This window comes from Xanthomonas sacchari, assembly GCF_040529065.1.
Taxonomy (GTDB): Bacteria; Pseudomonadota; Gammaproteobacteria; order Xanthomonadales; family Xanthomonadaceae; genus Xanthomonas_A; species Xanthomonas_A sacchari.
The window spans coordinates 2492784-2508457 of the sequence record NZ_CP132343.1; the positions used below are offsets into that span (position 1 = coordinate 2492784).

A 15674-nucleotide genomic window follows, 5' to 3' on the forward strand; every position below is an offset into this window, starting at 1 on the left:
GCTGAGACCGAGTGGAGCGTGTGCAGAACACGCACTCGAACGGCGCCAACCCGACACACGATGCGTTGTCCCCTTTTCTGCAGCATGGCTTCAGCGACCGGATGCCTTCCGATCGTTCCCCCTGAAGCGTCGGCTCCACCTCCCCAGGTGTCGCCAGTGCGCACGTGTAAACGACGTGTGCGCTAAGGAGCCATCGGCCGCATGCGCGCATTCTTTAGCGCCGGCTGCGGTCTGCCGACATTGCTCGCAGGGCGGGGGCCGATGGGTGCGCATGTCGTGCATGTCGCCCCTGCCACGCAGTAGTGCGCGACCCCGTTGATCGGCAGTACGCACCGCAAACAAAAAAAGCCCCGGCATCGCTGCCGGGGCTCGTGTGTGACGTGACGCGAGGGCGGGGAGATCAAGCCGCCTGCTGCACCCGCAGCGAGCGGACCAGGCCGCCGATGTCCACGATCAGGGCGACGCGGCCGTCGCCGAGGATGGTGGCACCGGAGATGCCGCTGATGCGCCGGTAGTTGTTCTCGATGTTCTTGACAACCACCTGCTGCTGGCCGATCAGTTCGTCCACTTCCAGCGCCAGCTTCTGTCCGTCGGCCTCGACCACCACCACCAGCGGTTCTTCGCTCTGCTCGATGCGGCCGAAGCCGTAGGAGTCGCTGAGCGAGAGGATCGGCAGGTACTCGCCACGAACCCGCAGCACGCGGCCTTCGCCGGCCATGGTGCGGATGTCGTCGGCCTTGGGCTGCAGCGCCTCGATGACGTAGGCCAGCGGCAGGATCAGGGTTTCGCCCGACACCGCTACGGTCATGCCGTCCAGGATCGCCAGGGTCAGCGGCAGGCGGATCAGCACGCGGGTGCCGCGGCCGGATTCGCTTTCCAACTGCACTTCGCCGCCCAGGCCCTGGATGTTGCGGCGGACCACGTCCATGCCGACGCCACGACCGGACAGGTCGGTGACCGCGTCGGCGGTGGAGAAGCCCGGGGCGAAGATCAGGTCCCAGACCTGCGCATCGCTCGGGTTGTCCGGCACCGCGATGCCGCGTTCGGCGGCCTTGGCCAGGATGCGGTTGCGGTTGAGGCCGGCGCCGTCGTCGCTGACTTCGATGACGATGTGTCCGCCCTGGTGCGAGGCCGCCAGGGTGATGGTGCCGGTCTCGTCCTTGCCGGCGGCGCGGCGCGCCTCCGGCAGTTCCAGGCCGTGGTCGATGGAGTTGCGCACCAGGTGCACCAGCGGATCGGCGATCTTCTCGATCAGGCCCTTGTCCAGCTCGGTGCCCTCGCCGATCGTGCGCAGGCGCACCTGCTTGCCGAGGCGGGTGGAGAGGTCGCGGACCAGGCGCGGGAAGCGGCGGAACACCGCGTCCACCGGCAGCATGCGCACGCCGATCACCGCTTCCTGCAGGTCGCGGGTGTTGCGTTCGAGCAGGTCCAGGCCGGCGAACAGACGCTCGGCCACGGCCTGGTCCAGGCCTGTGGAGACCTGCTTGAGCATGGCCTGGGTGATGACCAATTCGCCGACCAGGTTGATCAGCGCATCGACCTTGTCGACGCTGACGCGGATCGAGCTTTCCGCTTCGTGCGCGGCGGCGGCGTTGCCGGCCGGGGCGTTGGCGGCCACGGCCGCGGCCGGCGCCGCGGTGGCGGCGGTCGGCGGCGCGGTCAGCACCGGTGCCGGCGCGGTGGCCAGGCTCGGCGGCGGCACCGGACGGATCTCCAGTTCGCAATCGTCGATGACCCAGGCGAAGGTGTCTTCGATGGCGCTGCGGGGAATCTTGCCGACCAGGCCCAGGTCCCAGGCCAGGTAGGCCTCGAGCGGGTCGAGTTCGGCGAAGCCGGGCATGCGCGTGGTGCGGCAGGCGACCTGCAGCGGGCCGAGGTGTTCGAGTTCGCGGATGATGCGCAGCGGGTCGTTGCCGCTCATGAACAGCGACGGCGCCGGGGTGAAGCCGATCTGCCAGGCTTCCGGCTCGGCCGGCTGGTTCGCCGCCGGGGTGGCCGCGGCCTGTGCGGCCGGGCCGCCGTTCAACGCGTGCTGCAGGCGGTCGTGCACGGCCTTCACCGCGGCCGGGTCGGCCGGGACGCCGTGCTCGGCTTCGCGCAGCAGGGCGCGCAGCACGTCGACCGAGCCGAGGATGGCGTCGATCGCATGCGCTTCGACTTCGCGCTTGCCGGCGCGCAGCTCGTCGAGCAGCGTCTCCAGCACGTGGGTGAGGCCGGCCATCGCCTCGAAGCCGAAGGTGGCGGCGCCGCCCTTGATCGAGTGCGCGGCGCGGAACACCGAGTTGATGGTCTCGGGGTCGCGATTGCCTTCTTCCAACGACAGCAATCCGGCTTCCATCGCATCCAGCCCTTCGCGGCTTTCCTCGAAGAAGGTGGCGTGGAAACGTTGCAGGTCCATGCTCATGGGGCGGGAATCCGGAAAAGGAGGGAAGGGATCAGCCCAGGACTTTCTGGACGGTGGCGATCAGCTGTTCGGGATTGAACGGCTTGACCAGCCAGCCGGTGGCGCCGGCTGCCTTGCCCTCGGATTTCTTTTCCGCCGCCGACTCGGTGGTCAGCATCAGCATCGGGGTGAACTTGTAGTCCGGCAGCTGCCGCAGTTCGCGGATCAGGGTGATGCCGTCCATGTTCGGCATGTTGACGTCGGTGACCACCGCGTTGAAGCGCTGGCCCTTGGCACGGCCCAGTGCGACCGCGCCGTCTTCGGCTTCTTCGACGGCAAAGCCGGCCGAGGTGAGGGCGAAGGAGACCATCTGGCGCATCGACGCCGAATCGTCCACAACCAAGATACGTGCGCTCATGCCGCGTTCTCCACAGATTTCAGATTGTCAGGGGTTGCAGGAAGGCCCAGCGATTCGCTGACCCCTAGCAGGCGGGCCGCGTCGCGGAAGGTCGCGTTGCAGGCCTCGAATTCGGTGCGCTTGCCGTCCTTGCGGCGGGCATCGACGAATGCGCACAGCACCTGGACCGACGCGGTATGGATGCGGCGGACCTCGCCGGCGTCCAGCCGCAGCACGTCGTCCGACGCAAGGAACGCGGTCAGGCGTTGTTTCAGGTCGGCGCTGGTCTCGATACCGAGATCTTCGCCAAGGGGGACTGTGCTCATCACTACTCCGCACCAATGGTTCTATGGCAGATAACGGCCGTGGCCTGAAAAGCTTTAGCGGCGGTTGGAAAGTGCGGCACCGTTCGCAGTTGCCGCCCGCCGGCCCGGGTCAGTGCAGCAGTTGCTCGGCGTCGAGCAGGATCATCGGCTGCTGCGCCAGCCGCGCCACGCCGCGGAACAGATGGTTGGAAATGCGGCAGATGCGCGCGTTGTCCGGCGGCTCGATCTGCTGGTCGCTGAGGCTGGCCACGTCTTCCACGGCCGACACGCGCAGGCCGAGGGTCTCGCCGTTCTCTTCCAGCACCACCACCCGGGTCTGCATGTCCATCTCGATCGGGGCCGCGCCCAGATGCACGCCGAGGTCGAGCACCGGCACCACCTGGCCACGCAGGTTCATGATGCCGAGCATGGCCGGCGGGGTGCCGCGCAGCGCCAGCAGCGGCACCGGCAGCACCACTTCCTGCACCTTCAGCAGCTCCAGCGCGTAGGCCTGCTCGCCGCAGCGCAGGCGCAGCCAGCGGGTGCGGCGCTCGGACAGACGGTCGGGGGCGATGGCCGAGCCGTGCGGCACGCTCGGGGCCATGAAGGACTGCAGGTTCGGCGGCAGCTTGGCGCCGGCGGCCTGGGCGCGGTTGGCCTCGGCGCGGCGTTCCGGCGGCACCGCCATCGGCGGGCGCTTGACTGCGCGCGCGGCGGCGGCATCGTCTTCGGCGGCCAGGTCGCGCGGCACGGCGGCACGCTGCCGCTCCATCGCCGCGACCGCGTCCAGGTCGGCCTGGCGTTCGGCCTGCTGGGCCGGGGTCAACGCGACAGGCGCGGGCGCGTCCTGCGACATGATGCCGGCCAGCGCCGGATCGGAATCGGCTTCGGCCAGGACGGCGGCGGCGATCTGTTCGGGCGTCGGGCCGGTCGGGGCGGGTGCGAGCGCTTGCTGCGACATGATGCCGGCCAGGGCGGGATCGGAATCGGCTTCGGCCAGGACCGCGGCGGCGATTTCTTCGGGCGTCGGGCCGGTCGGGGCGGGTGCGAGCGCCTGCTGCGACATGATGCCGGCCAGGGCCGGGTCGGAATCGGCTTCGGCCAGGACCGCGGCAGCGATCTGTTCGGGCGTCGGGCCGGCCGGGGCGGGTGCCAGCGCCTGCTGCGACATGATGCCGGCCAGGGCCGGATCGGAATCGGCTTCGGCCAGGACCGCGGCAGCGATCTGTTCGGGCGTCGGGCCGGCCGGCGCGGGTGCCAGCGCTTGCTGCGACATGATGCCGGCCAGGGCCGGGTCCGAATCGGCTTCGGCCAGGACCGCCGCCGCGATCTGCTCGGGCGTCGGACCGGCCGCGGCCGGGGCCGGCGCGGGCGTCTCGGTTTGCGCCTGCACGTCGGCGACCGCGACCGGCGCGGGGCTCGGCGGCACGGCCTTCTGCTCCTCGGCGATCACGTCGTGGAGCAGGCCTTCCAGATAATCGTCGATGATGCCGGGAGTGCTCATGCGGCTTGCTCCATCGGCGCCGCATCGCTGGCCACCAGCCATTCCAGCGCGCGGCGGTAGGCGGCCAGGCCGCGGCCGGGGTAGTCGCCGGGCACGCCGGCCACCGTCAGCGCCTTGACGTTGCAGATCTTGGTGTCGACCGGGATGGCGTCTTCCCAGACCCGCTCGCCGTAGCTGTCCTGCATCTGCCGCAGGGTCTCGTTGCCGGCGCGGGTGCGCTTGTCGAACAGGGTCGGCAGGATCGAGGCGGGCAGGGGGCGGCGGCGCGAGCGCTCGACCATGTCCACGGTGCGGACCATGCTGGCCAGGCCGTGCAGGGCCAGCGGCTCGGCCTGGGTCGGGATGATCACGCGGTCGGCCGCGGCCAGCGCGTTGATCATCAGCAGGCCCAGGGTCGGCGGGCAGTCGAGCAGGATGTAGTCGTGCTGACCGGCGTGGCGGGCCATGGCCTGCTGCAGCGCCAGGCCCAGCCCGGGCTGGTTGGCGCTGCGCCGTTCCAGGGTGGCCAGCGCGGTCTGCCCGCAGACGAAGCTCAGGCGCTCGACCGCGGTGTCGCGGGCCAGCGCGGCGAGTTCGCCCGGCGGCGTCCCGAACAGATCCAGCACGCCCGGCGGCTGCGGTTCCTGCGGCACGTCGAAGGCCCGGGTCAGCGAGGCGTGCGGATCGAGATCGAGCATCAGCACGCGGTGCCCGAGCATGGCCAGCCCACGGCCCAGGGCCAGCGTGGTGGTGGTCTTGCCCACGCCACCTTTCTGGTTGGCGATCGCCCAGATGCGCATCAGTTGACTCCTTCAATGGCAGGTACTGCGCGGGGCCCGCCGGCGCTGCCGGGGGCCGCCGCGGCGGGGGGTGTCGGGGTGGCCGGCGCGGCGCCGGCGCTGAGACGGTCGGGGGCCGACGGCGTCGGATCGCTGCTGTCGCCGGAATCGGCCAGGATCACCAGCACCACGCGGCGGTTGGCGTTGCGGCCGGCCGGGGTGTCGTTGCTGGCGCGCGGGCGGAACTGGCCGTAGCCGATCATCGACAGCCGCGAGGGTTGCAGGCCCTGGTCGGCGAACAGGTGGACCACGCTGGCCGCGCGCGCCGCCGACAGTTCCCAGTTCGACGGGAACTGCGCGGTGGCGATCGGGGTGTTGTCGGTATAGCCCTCCACGCGCACCCCGTTGGGCACGCCGGACAGCACCTGCGCCAGTTCCGCCAGGGTGGCGCGTGCGCTCTGGTCGAGCGCGGCCGAGCCGGAGCCGAACAGGATGTCGCTGTTGATCTCCACTTCGATCCACAGCCCGGCGCGGCGCACGGTGATCAGCTTCTTCTGGATCAGCGGCGCCAGCGCGGCGCCGAGGCGGTCGGCGATGCTGTCGAGCTGGCGTTGCGCGCGGCGCAGCTGCTGCGCATCGCGCAGGTCGTCGCCGCGCTGCGCGGTGCCGGAGGGCAGGCGATTGGGGTCGGGCAGGGTCAGCGCCGGGCTGGACTTGATCGGGGTCGGCCGCTCGCCGCCCTGGCCCTGCAGTGCGTGGTCGCCGACCTGCACCGGACGCAGGGTCGTCGGGGTGCCGCCGAACGCCGCGCTCATCGCATCGGCCATGACCCGGTACTTGGCTTCGTTGATCGTGGACAGCGCGTACATCACCACGAAGAAGGCGAGCAGCAACGTCATCAGGTCGGCATAGGGGATGGCCCATGCCTCGTGGTTGGCGTGCTCGTCGTGGGAGTGCTTGCGGGCCATTGGCAACTCAATGCAAGAAACCGGCCAGTTTCGATTCGATGTTGCGCGGGTTCTCGCCCTGGGCGATGGCGATCAACCCTTCGATGATCATTTCGCGCTCGCCGCAGCTGTGCTTGATCACGCTCTTGAGCTTGGCGGCCATCGGCAGGAACAGCAGGTTGGCCGAGGCGATGCCGTAGATGGTGGCGGTGAACGCGGCGGCGATGCCATGGCCGAGCTTGCTCGGGTCGGCCAGATTCTTCATCACCGCGATCAGCCCCAGCACCGCGCCGATGATGCCCAGGGTCGGGGCGTAGATGCCCATGCCCTCGAACACCTTGGCCGCGGCCAGGTCGCAATGTTCCTGGCCTTCCAGGTCGATCTCCAGCATGTGCCGGATGGCTTCCGGCTCCACGCCGTCCACCAGCATCTGCAGGCCCTTGCGCACGAACGGGTCCTGCTGCTGCGGCACCTGGTTCTCCAGGCCGAGCAGGCCCTGGCGGCGCGCGATGTTGCTCCATTCCACGATCTGCTTGAGCAGCGCCTGGCGATCGCTCGGCGGCGGCCACAGGATCCACTTGGCGATCTGGAAGGCACGGCGGAACACCGACGGCGGGGTATGCACCAGGATCGCGGCGACGGTGCCGACGATCACGATCACGAACGCAGCCGGCGACCACAGCGCCGAAATGCCGGCGCCCTTGAGGATGCTGCCGCCGATGAGCGACAGAATCGCCAACAGCAGGCCGATGAGACTGAGCTTGTCCATGCAGGAGGTATCGGCCAGGGGCCAGGGGACTTGATGGGGGCGGGATTCGGGAATCGGGATTTGGGATTGGCAAGAGCGCGAGGGCGGAGGGTTGGTCGGTGTGTCGTAGGAGCGGCTTCAGCCGCGACGCGCGGACCTTGGCGCGTTGCCTAAGCACAATCGTTCGGATCGTCTCGGCAATTGGCACTGCGCTGCGCGCGCTATCGCCAATCCCAGCCTCACCGCGTCGCGGCTGAAGCCGCTCCTACGGCGGAATCAGGGAAAACGAGGCGCCAGGGAAGCCGCTTTGACGATTCCCCAATCCCCATTCCCCATTCCCGGCTCCTCAAGCCTTCAAGCCATCCACATCCAGGATCAGCGCCAGGCGGCCGTCGCCGATGAGGGTGGCGCCGGCGTAGCCGGGCAGGCCGCGCAGGGAGCGCGGCAGCGGCTTGATCACCACTTCCTCGCGGCCGCGGACCTGGTCCACCACCAGGCCCATGCGCGATTCGCCGGCCTGCAGCACCACCACGGTGAGCAGCGGCAGTTGCGGGGCGTCGATGTTGAGCCACTGGCGCAGGTCCACCAGCGGCAGGGTGTGCGACTGCCGGTCGAGCACGGCGCGGCCGTCGAACCAGCCCAGCGAGCGGCGCGGGGCGTGCAGCACTTCCACCACGCGCGCCAGCGGCAGCGCATAGACGGTGTCGCCGGCCTGCACCAGCAGGGTCGGCAGGATCGCCAGGGTCAGCGGCACGCGGATCAGGAAGCGGCTGCCGCGGCCCAGTTCCGACTGGATCTGGATCTGCCCGCTGAGCTCGCGGATGCGCGACTGCACCACGTCCATGCCGACACCGCGGCCGGAGATGTCGGTGACCTCGGACTTGGTCGAGAAGCCGGGCAGGAACACCAGGTGCAGACATTCCTCGGTGGTCAGGCGGGCCGCGGCCTCGGGGTCGATCAGGCCCTTCTCGCGGGCCTTGGCGCGCAGCCGTTCCGGGTCGATGCCGGCGCCGTCGTCCTGCACCTCGATGCTGACGTAGTCGCCTTCCTGCTGCGCCGACAGGCGCACATGGCCGCCGCGCGGCTTGCCGGTGGCTTCGCGCAGCGCCGGGGCTTCGATGCCGTGGTCGATCGCGTTGCGCACCAGGTGCACCAGCGGATCGGCCAGCGCCTCGACCAGGTTGCGGTCCAGTTCGGTGTCGGCGCCGATGAGCTCCAGCTCCACTTCCTTGTTGAGCGAGCGGGCAACGTCGCGCGCCACCTTGGGGAAGCGCGAGAACACCTTGCCGACCGGCTGCATGCGCGTGCGCATCACCGCCGACTGCAGGCGCGCGGTGGCGATGTCCAGGCTGCTGACCGCGCGGTCCAGTTCCTCGTCGCGCAGGCGCACGCGCAGGGTCTTGAGACGGTTGCGCGAGAGCACCAGTTCGCCGATCAGGTTGACGATCGCGTCCAGGCGCTTGGTGTCCACGCGCACGGTGTGCTCGGGCTCGGCGGCCTTGGCCGGGGCGGCCGCGGCCTTGGGCGCGGCGCTGGGCGCACGCGGCGCCGGCTGCAGCGCCTGCGGCGTGGCTGCCGGCGGCGCATCGCCGTGCAACTGGTCCAGCAGCGCCTCGAATTCGTCGTCGCTGATCAGGTCCGCATCGCCCGCGGCGGCCGCGGGCGCCTTGGCGGCGGGTGCCGGCGCGGCGCTCTTGGCCGGTGCCGGCGCCGGCGCGGCGTCGCCGTGCGCGTCGAACTGCGCGATCAGCTCGGGCGGCGCGCGCGGCGGCTCCTGGCCGCTGCCGAAGGCGTCGAGCATCGACTGCAGGTAGTCCAGCGACTGCTGCGCGGCGTCGAAGTGCCGCGCCTGCAGGGTGGCCTGGCCGGCGCGGGCCATGCCCAGGGTTTCCTCCGCGGCGTGGCACAGCTCGACCATGGCGTTGATCGCCAGGAAGCCGGCGCCGCCCTTGAGCGTGTGGAAGCCGCGGAACACGGCGTTGAGCTGGCCGCTGTCCTCGGGCGCCTGCTCCAGCGACACCAACTGCTCGCCGAGCCGGTCCAGGATTTCCTGGGCCTCGATGATGAAGTCGGCAGCGATGTCGTCGGGTACGGCGCTCATAGCGTTACAGTCCCAGGCCCGAGAGCAGGTCGTCGGCGTCGTGCTGCGACACGCCGTGGCGGTCCAGGCCGGGCAGGGCCGGGCCGGCCAGGCTGCCGTCGGCCTTCTTGTTTTCTTCCTTCGGCGGCAGACCCAGCGCGCCGAAGCCCTCGTGCACGCGGCGCACGATGCCGGCGACGCGGCGGATGATCTGCCCGGTCAGGTCCTGGAAGCTCTGCGCCAGGGCCATTTCGGTGAGGTTGTGGCGGATCTTGTCGAGGATCTCGCTCTGGTCGCCGCTGAGGCCGCCGGCGGCGAGCTGGTCGGCCAGCGCACGGCATTCCTCGGCCAGGTCCAGGGTGCGGTGGCTGGCCTGTTCGGTCATCTCCACCACGTGGTCCAGGCGCGAGCAGGCGTCGTCCAGCTCGCCGGCCTCGCTGGGCACCACCGGCAGTTCGCCGAGCGCCTGCCCCAGATCGCGCGCGAGCCGGCTCAGGCCCTGCATCATCGGCCGCGTGCGCCAGGCGGCGAGGGTGTCGATCTCCCTGCGCCAGCCGGCCTCGTCGCCGTTTTCCAGCGCGTCCAGCGCGCCTTGCAGGCGTTCGATCAGGGCGGTACGTTCGGCGGTGGCTTCCATTTAGGCGGTCGCTCCCAGGCGTTCGAAGATCTTGCCCAGCTTCTCCTGCAGCGTCTGCGCGGTGAACGGCTTGATGATGTAGCCGTTCACGCCGCACTGTGCGGCCTCGATGATCTGCTCGCGCTTCGCCTCGGCGGTGACCATCAGCACCGGCAGGTGCTTGAGCTTGTCGTCGGCGCGGATGTTGCGCAGCAGATCGATGCCGGTCATGCCCGGCATGTTCCAGTCGGTGACCACGAACTCGAACGGCGCCGAGCGCAGCGCGGCCAGGGCGCTGTTGCCGTCTTCGGCCTCGGCGGTATTGGTGAAGCCCAGATCGCCGAGCAGATTCTTGACGATGCGTCGCATCGTCGAGAAATCGTCCACGATCAAAATCCGCATGTTCTTGTTCACCACTGACTCCTAAGGGTTCCTATTCTTCGTCTTCCAGACCGGCATCGGCGACCTCGAACGCCTTCAGGCGTCCGCGCAACCGTACCGTGGCCTGGCCATGGATCTGACACACGCGCGACTCGCTGACCCCGAGCACCGCGCCGATTTCCTTGAGGTTCAATTCCTGCTCGTAGTACAGCGACAGCACCAACTGCTCGCGTTCGGGCAACTGCGCGATGGCCTTGCCCAGCTCGCGGCCGAATTCGCTGCGCTCGAGCATCTGCTGCGGATTGGGTCCGCCCTTGGCGATGGTATCCAGTTCGCCATGGTCCTCGATGCGCGACTCCAGGCTCAGCACCTGTCCGCGGGCGGCATCTTCCATCAAACGCAGGTATTCGGGAAGCGGCATGTCCATTGCCGCGGCCACTTCGTTGGCGGCGGCGGCGCGGCCGGTGCTCTGTTCGATCTTGCGGATCGCCGAGGCGGCGTCGCGGGCGCGGCGGTGCACCGAGCGCGGCACCCAGTCGCCACGGCGGATCTCGTCGATCATCGCACCGCGGATGCGGATCGAGGCGTAGGTCTCGAACGAGGCGCCCTGTTCGGCGTCGTAGCTGCGCGAGGCCTCGATCAGGCCGATCATGCCGGCCTGGATCAGATCGTCGATCTCGACGCTGGCCGGCAGCCGCGCCGCCAGGTGGTGGGCGATGCGCCGGACCAGGTCCGAGTGCTGGGTGATGTAGTCGTTGGCGCTGTTGCGCTGGACGGCGCGGTAGTGGGCGGCGGCGTTCATGCGGCCACCCCGCGCTGGATGATGCGTTCGACGAAGAACTCGACGTTGCCGCGCGGGGCGGTCGGCGCCTGCCAGCGCGCGGTGCGCCGGGCGATCTCGGAGATCGCCTGCGCCGACGGGCTGGACGGGTAGGCCTTGACCACCGGCTGCTGGCGCTGCACCGACAGGCGCAGCCAGTCGTCCTGCGGCACGCAGCCCAGGTAGTTCAGCGACACGTCGCCCAGGAACTTCTCGCAGACCCGGCTGAGCTTGTCGTACAGCAGGCGGCCTTCGTTGAGGTCGCGGACCATGTTGGCGACGATCTGCACCCGGTCCACGCCGCGCTCGCGCGAGAGGACCTTGATCAAGGCGTAGGCGTCGGTGATCGAGGCCGGCTCGTCGCAGACCACCACCACCGCGTCCTGCGCGGCCTGGCAGAAGGTCAGCACGCTGTCGGTGATGCCGGCGGCGGTGTCGACGATCATCACGTCCAGCTCGCGCTGCAACTCGGAGAACACGTTGACCAGCCCCACGTGCTGGGCCGGCGGAAGCTCGGCCATGTAGCGGCGGCCGGAGGCGGCGGGCACCACCATCAGCCCGTTGGGCATGTCGATCAGCACCTCTTCCAGGGTGCAGCGCCCGGCCACCAGGTCGGCCACGGTGAACTTGGGGGTCAGGCCCAGCAGCACGTCGACGTTGGCCAGGCCCAGGTCGGCGTCCAGCAGCAGGGTGCGCTTGCCCATGTCGGCCAGCGCCATGGACAGGTTCACCGAGATGTTGGTCTTGCCCACGCCGCCCTTGCCGCCGGTCACGGCGATGGTGCGCACCGGACCCAGCGGTTCGCTGCGCGTCGCCGACAGGGGGAAGGCATTGGTCAGATTGACGTAGTCACGCGACGGCATGGGTCTGCTCCGGAGTACAGGGCTTATCGGCAGCGCGCCGCAAATCTTCAAGGCGCAATACCAGGCTGGCGGCGTTGGCGCGGTGCAGGTCGTCCGGCACACGCTGTCCATCGGTCACCCAGGTGATGGGGAGGCGGTGGTCCACGACCACCGACAAGGCACTGCCGAACCGCCCGGTTTCGTCCAACTTGGTCATGATGACCCCCTGTGGGTCGGCGCCGGCGAACCGGCGCACCACCTCGTCCAGGTCGGAGAAATGGGCGTTGGCGGGGAGTACCAGCAAGGATCGGACCACCCGCGAGGCGCGCAGCCAGTGCAGCTGGGCAGCCAGGGCGCGGTCGCGCTGGCCCATGCCGGCGGTGTCGATCAGCACCAGCTTGTAGTCGGCCAGGCGCTCCAGCAGCTGCTGCAGCGCGGCGTCGCTGTCGGCCTCGTGCACGGCGATGCCGAGCTGGCGGCCGTAGCTGTGCAGCTGTTCGCGGCCGCCCACGCGGATGGTGTCGGTGGTGACCAGGGCCACGTCGCGGGCGGCATGGCGCTCCAGGAAGCGCGAGGCCAGCTTGGCGATGGTCGTGGTCTTGCCGGCGCCGGTGGGCCCGATCAGGGCGATCACGCCGCCTTCCTCGAGCGGGTCCAGCGGGGCGATCGGCAGGCGCTTGGACAGCAGGCCCAGCATCAGCCCGCGGCCACGGTGCAGCTCCAGGTCGGCGGGGATCTGCATGACCACGTCGCGGGTGATGCCGCTGTCGAAGCCGTAGTCGTCCATCAGCTCCAGCGCCTGGGCGCGGACCGGCGAACCGCGCAGGCGCTCGTCGGTGAGGCGGTTCATCTCACGCTCGATCATCTGCCGCATCAGCGCCAGTTCGTCGCGCAGCTGCGTCAATTGTTCGTCGTTCTGCGGGGCGGGGAAGGTCGGCACCGCCGCCAGCGTGGCGGCCGCCGGGATTCCGGCAGCGGCCGGCGCGTCGGCCTTGGCCACGCTCGGCGCGGCCGGGGCCGGGGCCGGAGCCGTGCTCGGGCTCGCCAGCGGGGTCAGCGCCACCGCGGCGACGTCGTCGCGCCAGGCCGGCATGGCCTCGGCGGCCGGGGCCGGGGTGGCGGCGGCGAACGGGCTGGGCAGGGGCACGCTGATCGGGGCGTTGCGGAACACGTCCTCGGGGATGCTGAAGTCGGCGCGGCCGGTGACCGGTGCCGCGGCCTTGGCCGGGGCGGGCTGGCGTGCGGCGGCAGCCGGGGCGGCCGCGGCGGGCATCGCCGAGGCGGCCAGCGCCGCCGGCTGGGTCAGCGGCCGTGCGGCGGCAGCGGCCGGCGCGGCACTGCCGCGGCGCTCGCTGATCGCGGCCATCATCGCCATCGCCGGGCTGGCGGCGGCGTTGTCGCTCCGTGCAGCGCGCGGAGCGGGAGCGGCCGGTGCCTGCGCGGCGGCGGCGCGCGGCGCCTCGTCCGGGCGCACCGCATCCAGCGCCCGCTGCACCAGGGCCTCGTCGTAGTTGCTGGCGGCGACGATCTCGATGCCCTCGTCGGTACGCCGATTGGACAGGATCACCGCATCCGGCCCGTGCTCGTCGCGCACCATCCGGAAGGCGGTGCGCATGTCGGGGGCGACAAAGCGTTTGATCTTCATGGGTGGGAGCCGGGAATGGTGAATGGGGAATGGGGAATGGATGCGTGATCGGTGCCGATACGTGGCGGGCCGCGGTGTCGTGTCTGGTTTTTCGTGATCGTGTTCATTGCTCTCTCCGCTGCCGGGGCAAGGGTGCGATTCCCCATTCCCTGTTCCCGATTCCCGTCATCTCAACTGATCGTGCCCACCAGCTTCAGCCGCTTGTCCTCCGGCACTTCGCTGTAGGACAGGACCGACAGCGCGGGGACGCTGTGGCGGACCAGGCGGGCGAGGGCGGCGCGGACCTGCGCCGGGACCAGCACCACTGCCGGTTCGTTGCGCGCCTCCTGCTTGCTCACGCAGTCCGCCAGACTTTGGTGCAAGCGCTCGGCCAGTCCGGGTTCCAGCGCCGCGCCGTTGCCCTGGGTAGAGTCCTGCAAGACACGTTCCAATTGCGGGGCCAGGGTGAACACCGGCAGTTCCGGGGCCATGCCGGCGATCTCCTGGACGATGAACCGGCCCAGGGCGTTGCGCACGGCGGCGGTGAGCGCGCCGGGTTCCTGACTCTGCGGGGCGTGCTCGACCAGGGCCTCGACGATCTTGCGCAGCTGCCGCACCGGGATCTTCTCGATGAGCAGGTTCTGCAGCACCCGCACCACCACCGACAGCGGCAACGCCTTGGGGGTGAGGTCCTCGACCAGCTTGGGCGCGCTCTTGGCCAGGGTCGCCAGCAGCTGCTGCACTTCCTCGTGGCCGAGCAGTTCCGGGGCGTGCTCGCGGATCAGGTGCGAGAGGTGGGTGGCGATCACCGTGGCTGGGTCGACCACGGTGTAGCCCATGGTCTCGGCCTGGGCGCGCAGGTGCGGCTGGATCCAGATCGCATCCAGGCCGAACGCCGGGTCCTTGCCGGCAATGCCGTCGATCTTGCCGAGCGCACCGCCCGGGTCCAGCGCCAGTTCGCGGTCCGGGTGGATGTCGGCGGTGGCCACCGGCACGCCATGCACCAGCAGGCGGTAGGCGTTGGCCGGCAGTTCCAGGTTGTCGCGGATGTGCACCGGCGGCACCAGGAAGCCGATGTCCTGGGTCAGCTTGCGGCGCACGCCCTTGATCCGCGCCATCAGCTCGCCGCCCTGGGCCTTGTCCACCAGCGGGATCAGCCGGTAGCCCACTTCCAGGCCCAGCGGGTCGATCGGGCGCAGTTCGTCCCAGCCCAGTTCGGCGTTGGCCTGGGCGGCCGCTGCGGCCTGCGGCGCCGCCTCGGCGGCGGCCGGGGTCGGCTGCAGGCTGCGCTTCCACATCTTCCACGCCAGCACGCCCAGGATCAGCGCCAGCGTCAAGAAAGCGACGTTGGGCATGCCCGGGATCAGGCCGACCAGGCCCAGGATCGCCGCGGCCACCGCCAGCGCCTTATGCTGGCCGAACACCTGGCCCATCATCGAGGCACCCATGTCCTGCGAACGCGAGGCACGGGTGACCAGCATCGCCACCGCCGAGGACACCAGCAGTGCCGGCAGCTGCGCGACCAGGCCATCGCCGATCGACAGCAGGGTATAGGTGGAGGCGGCCTGGGCCACCGGCATGCCGTGCTGCAGCACGCCGACCGCCATGCCGCCGATCAGGTTGATGAACAGGATCAGGATGCCGGCGATGGCGTCGCCGCGGATGAACTTGCTGGCGCCGTCCATCGAGCCGTAGAAGTCCGCTTCCTCGCGCACTTCCTCGCGGCGGGCCTTGGCTTCCTCGCGGGTCAGCAGGCCGGCGTTGAGGTCGGCGTCGATCGCCATCTGCTTGCCGGGCATGGCGTCGAGGATGAAGCGCGCGGTCACTTCCGACACGCGCCCGGCGCCCTTGGTGATGACCACGAAGTTGATGATGGTGAGGATCGCGAACACCACGATGCCGACCGCATAGTTGCCGCCGATCACGAATTCGCCGAAGGCCTCGATCACCTTGCCGGCCGCGCCGTGGCCGCCCTGGCCGTTGATCAGGATCACGCGGGTGGAGGCCACGTTCAGCGCCAGGCGCAGCATCGTGGTCATCAGCAGCACGATCGGGAAGATGCTGAATTCCAGTGGCCGCTTCACGTACACCACCGCCAGCAGCACCATCAGCGAGATGGCGATGTTGAAGGTGAACAGGGCGTCCAGCACCGGGGCGGCCAGCGGCACCACCACCATCGCCAGCATCAGCAACACGATCACCGGGGCGCCGAGCCCGTGCTTGATCATGTCCATCAACTTGCGCGTGTTCATCTGCGCGGCAGGCTGGC

General features: G+C 70.0%; 14 protein-coding genes. All 14 read right to left on the reverse strand.

The genetic code is table 11. The annotated features are described in order from the left end of the window. Positions 1–400 precede the first annotated feature (400 nt). The 14 genes from RAB71_RS10530 to flhA all read right to left on the reverse strand — a co-directional run bounded on the left by RAB71_RS10530 (position 401) and on the right by flhA (position 15657). Positions 401–2404 carry a chemotaxis protein CheA gene (locus tag RAB71_RS10530; RefSeq protein WP_104609523.1) on the reverse strand — a complete coding sequence of 668 codons (2004 nt, stop codon included), beginning with the start codon at positions 2402–2404 and terminating at the stop codon, positions 401–403. Between the two features lie 31 nt (positions 2405–2435). Continuing rightward, entirely contained in the window at positions 2436–2801 is a 366-nt protein-coding gene (locus RAB71_RS10535) for a response regulator (RefSeq protein ID WP_010341778.1), read from the reverse strand. Further along, complete coding sequence (locus RAB71_RS10540; protein WP_010341777.1) at positions 2798–3106, reverse strand: lipid asymmetry maintenance protein MlaB; 309 nt, start codon at positions 3104–3106, stop codon at positions 2798–2800. The genes RAB71_RS10535 and RAB71_RS10540 overlap by 4 nt, the downstream gene beginning before the upstream one ends. A gap of 109 nt (positions 3107–3215) precedes the next feature. Further along, positions 3216–4589 carry a chemotaxis protein CheW gene (locus RAB71_RS10545; RefSeq protein WP_010341776.1) on the reverse strand — a complete coding sequence of 458 codons (1374 nt, stop codon included), beginning with the start codon at positions 4587–4589 and terminating at the stop codon, positions 3216–3218. Then, positions 4586–5368: a ParA family protein gene (locus RAB71_RS10550; protein WP_010341773.1), complete on the reverse strand. Its 783-nt coding sequence runs from the start codon at positions 5366–5368 to the stop codon at positions 4586–4588. Before RAB71_RS10550 ends, RAB71_RS10545 begins: the two co-directional genes overlap by 4 nt. Then, positions 5368–6315, reverse strand: coding sequence for a flagellar motor protein MotD (motD, locus tag RAB71_RS10555; RefSeq protein ID WP_104609522.1), 948 nt, complete (start codon positions 6313–6315; stop codon positions 5368–5370). The genes RAB71_RS10550 and motD overlap by 1 nt, the downstream gene beginning before the upstream one ends. Before the next feature lie 7 nt (positions 6316–6322). After that, positions 6323–7063: a flagellar motor protein gene (locus RAB71_RS10560; RefSeq protein WP_010341770.1), complete on the reverse strand. Its 741-nt coding sequence runs from the start codon at positions 7061–7063 to the stop codon at positions 6323–6325. A 325-nt stretch (positions 7064–7388) separates the two neighbouring features. Beyond that, the gene (locus RAB71_RS10565) at positions 7389–9143 is read right to left on the reverse strand and encodes a chemotaxis protein CheA (RefSeq protein ID WP_104609521.1); all 1755 of its coding nucleotides are present in this window, start codon (positions 9141–9143) and stop codon (positions 7389–7391) included. 4 nt (positions 9144–9147) lie between these two features. Next, positions 9148–9759 (reverse strand): protein phosphatase CheZ, encoded by a 612-nt coding sequence (locus RAB71_RS10570; RefSeq protein ID WP_010341543.1) that lies wholly within the window; start codon positions 9757–9759, stop codon positions 9148–9150. Continuing rightward, positions 9760–10152, reverse strand: a complete 393-nt coding sequence (gene cheY, locus RAB71_RS10575; protein ID WP_010341542.1) for a chemotaxis response regulator CheY — start codon at positions 10150–10152, stop codon at positions 9760–9762. It abuts the gene before it with no gap. Positions 10153–10171: 19 nt separating this feature from the next. Beyond that, on the reverse strand, positions 10172–10921 hold the full coding sequence (locus tag RAB71_RS10580; protein WP_010341541.1) for an RNA polymerase sigma factor FliA: 750 nt from the start codon (positions 10919–10921) through the stop codon (positions 10172–10174). Further along, the gene (locus RAB71_RS10585; protein ID WP_010341540.1) at positions 10918–11802 is read right to left on the reverse strand and encodes a P-loop NTPase; all 885 of its coding nucleotides are present in this window, start codon (positions 11800–11802) and stop codon (positions 10918–10920) included. The genes RAB71_RS10580 and RAB71_RS10585 overlap by 4 nt, the downstream gene beginning before the upstream one ends. Next, the gene (gene flhF / locus RAB71_RS10590; protein ID WP_104609520.1) at positions 11789–13426 is read right to left on the reverse strand and encodes a flagellar biosynthesis protein FlhF; all 1638 of its coding nucleotides are present in this window, start codon (positions 13424–13426) and stop codon (positions 11789–11791) included. The genes RAB71_RS10585 and flhF overlap by 14 nt, the downstream gene beginning before the upstream one ends. 170 nt (positions 13427–13596) lie before the next feature. Continuing rightward, entirely contained in the window at positions 13597–15657 is a 2061-nt protein-coding gene (gene flhA, locus RAB71_RS10595; RefSeq protein WP_029562220.1) for a flagellar biosynthesis protein FlhA, read from the reverse strand. Positions 15658–15674: the final 17 nt, after the last annotated feature.

Coding starts and splice junctions, on each gene's coding strand:
- RAB71_RS10530 (WP_104609523.1), bottom strand. CDS start 2,404: ATGAGCATGGACCTGCAACGTTTCCACGCCACCTTCTTCGAGGAAAGC.
- RAB71_RS10535 (WP_010341778.1), bottom strand. CDS start 2,801: ATGAGCGCACGTATCTTGGTTGTGGACGATTCGGCGTCGATGCGCCAG.
- RAB71_RS10540 (WP_010341777.1), bottom strand. CDS start 3,106: ATGAGCACAGTCCCCCTTGGCGAAGATCTCGGTATCGAGACCAGCGCC.
- RAB71_RS10545 (WP_010341776.1), bottom strand. CDS start 4,589: ATGAGCACTCCCGGCATCATCGACGATTATCTGGAAGGCCTGCTCCAC.
- RAB71_RS10550 (WP_010341773.1), bottom strand. CDS start 5,368: ATGCGCATCTGGGCGATCGCCAACCAGAAAGGTGGCGTGGGCAAGACC.
- motD (WP_104609522.1), bottom strand. CDS start 6,315: ATGGCCCGCAAGCACTCCCACGACGAGCACGCCAACCACGAGGCATGG.
- RAB71_RS10560 (WP_010341770.1), bottom strand. CDS start 7,063: ATGGACAAGCTCAGTCTCATCGGCCTGCTGTTGGCGATTCTGTCGCTC.
- RAB71_RS10565 (WP_104609521.1), bottom strand. CDS start 9,143: ATGAGCGCCGTACCCGACGACATCGCTGCCGACTTCATCATCGAGGCC.
- RAB71_RS10570 (WP_010341543.1), bottom strand. CDS start 9,759: ATGGAAGCCACCGCCGAACGTACCGCCCTGATCGAACGCCTGCAAGGC.
- RAB71_RS10580 (WP_010341541.1), bottom strand. CDS start 10,921: ATGAACGCCGCCGCCCACTACCGCGCCGTCCAGCGCAACAGCGCCAAC.
- RAB71_RS10585 (WP_010341540.1), bottom strand. CDS start 11,802: ATGCCGTCGCGTGACTACGTCAATCTGACCAATGCCTTCCCCCTGTCG.
- flhF (WP_104609520.1), bottom strand. CDS start 13,426: ATGAAGATCAAACGCTTTGTCGCCCCCGACATGCGCACCGCCTTCCGG.
- flhA (WP_029562220.1), bottom strand. CDS start 15,657: ATGAACACGCGCAAGTTGATGGACATGATCAAGCACGGGCTCGGCGCC.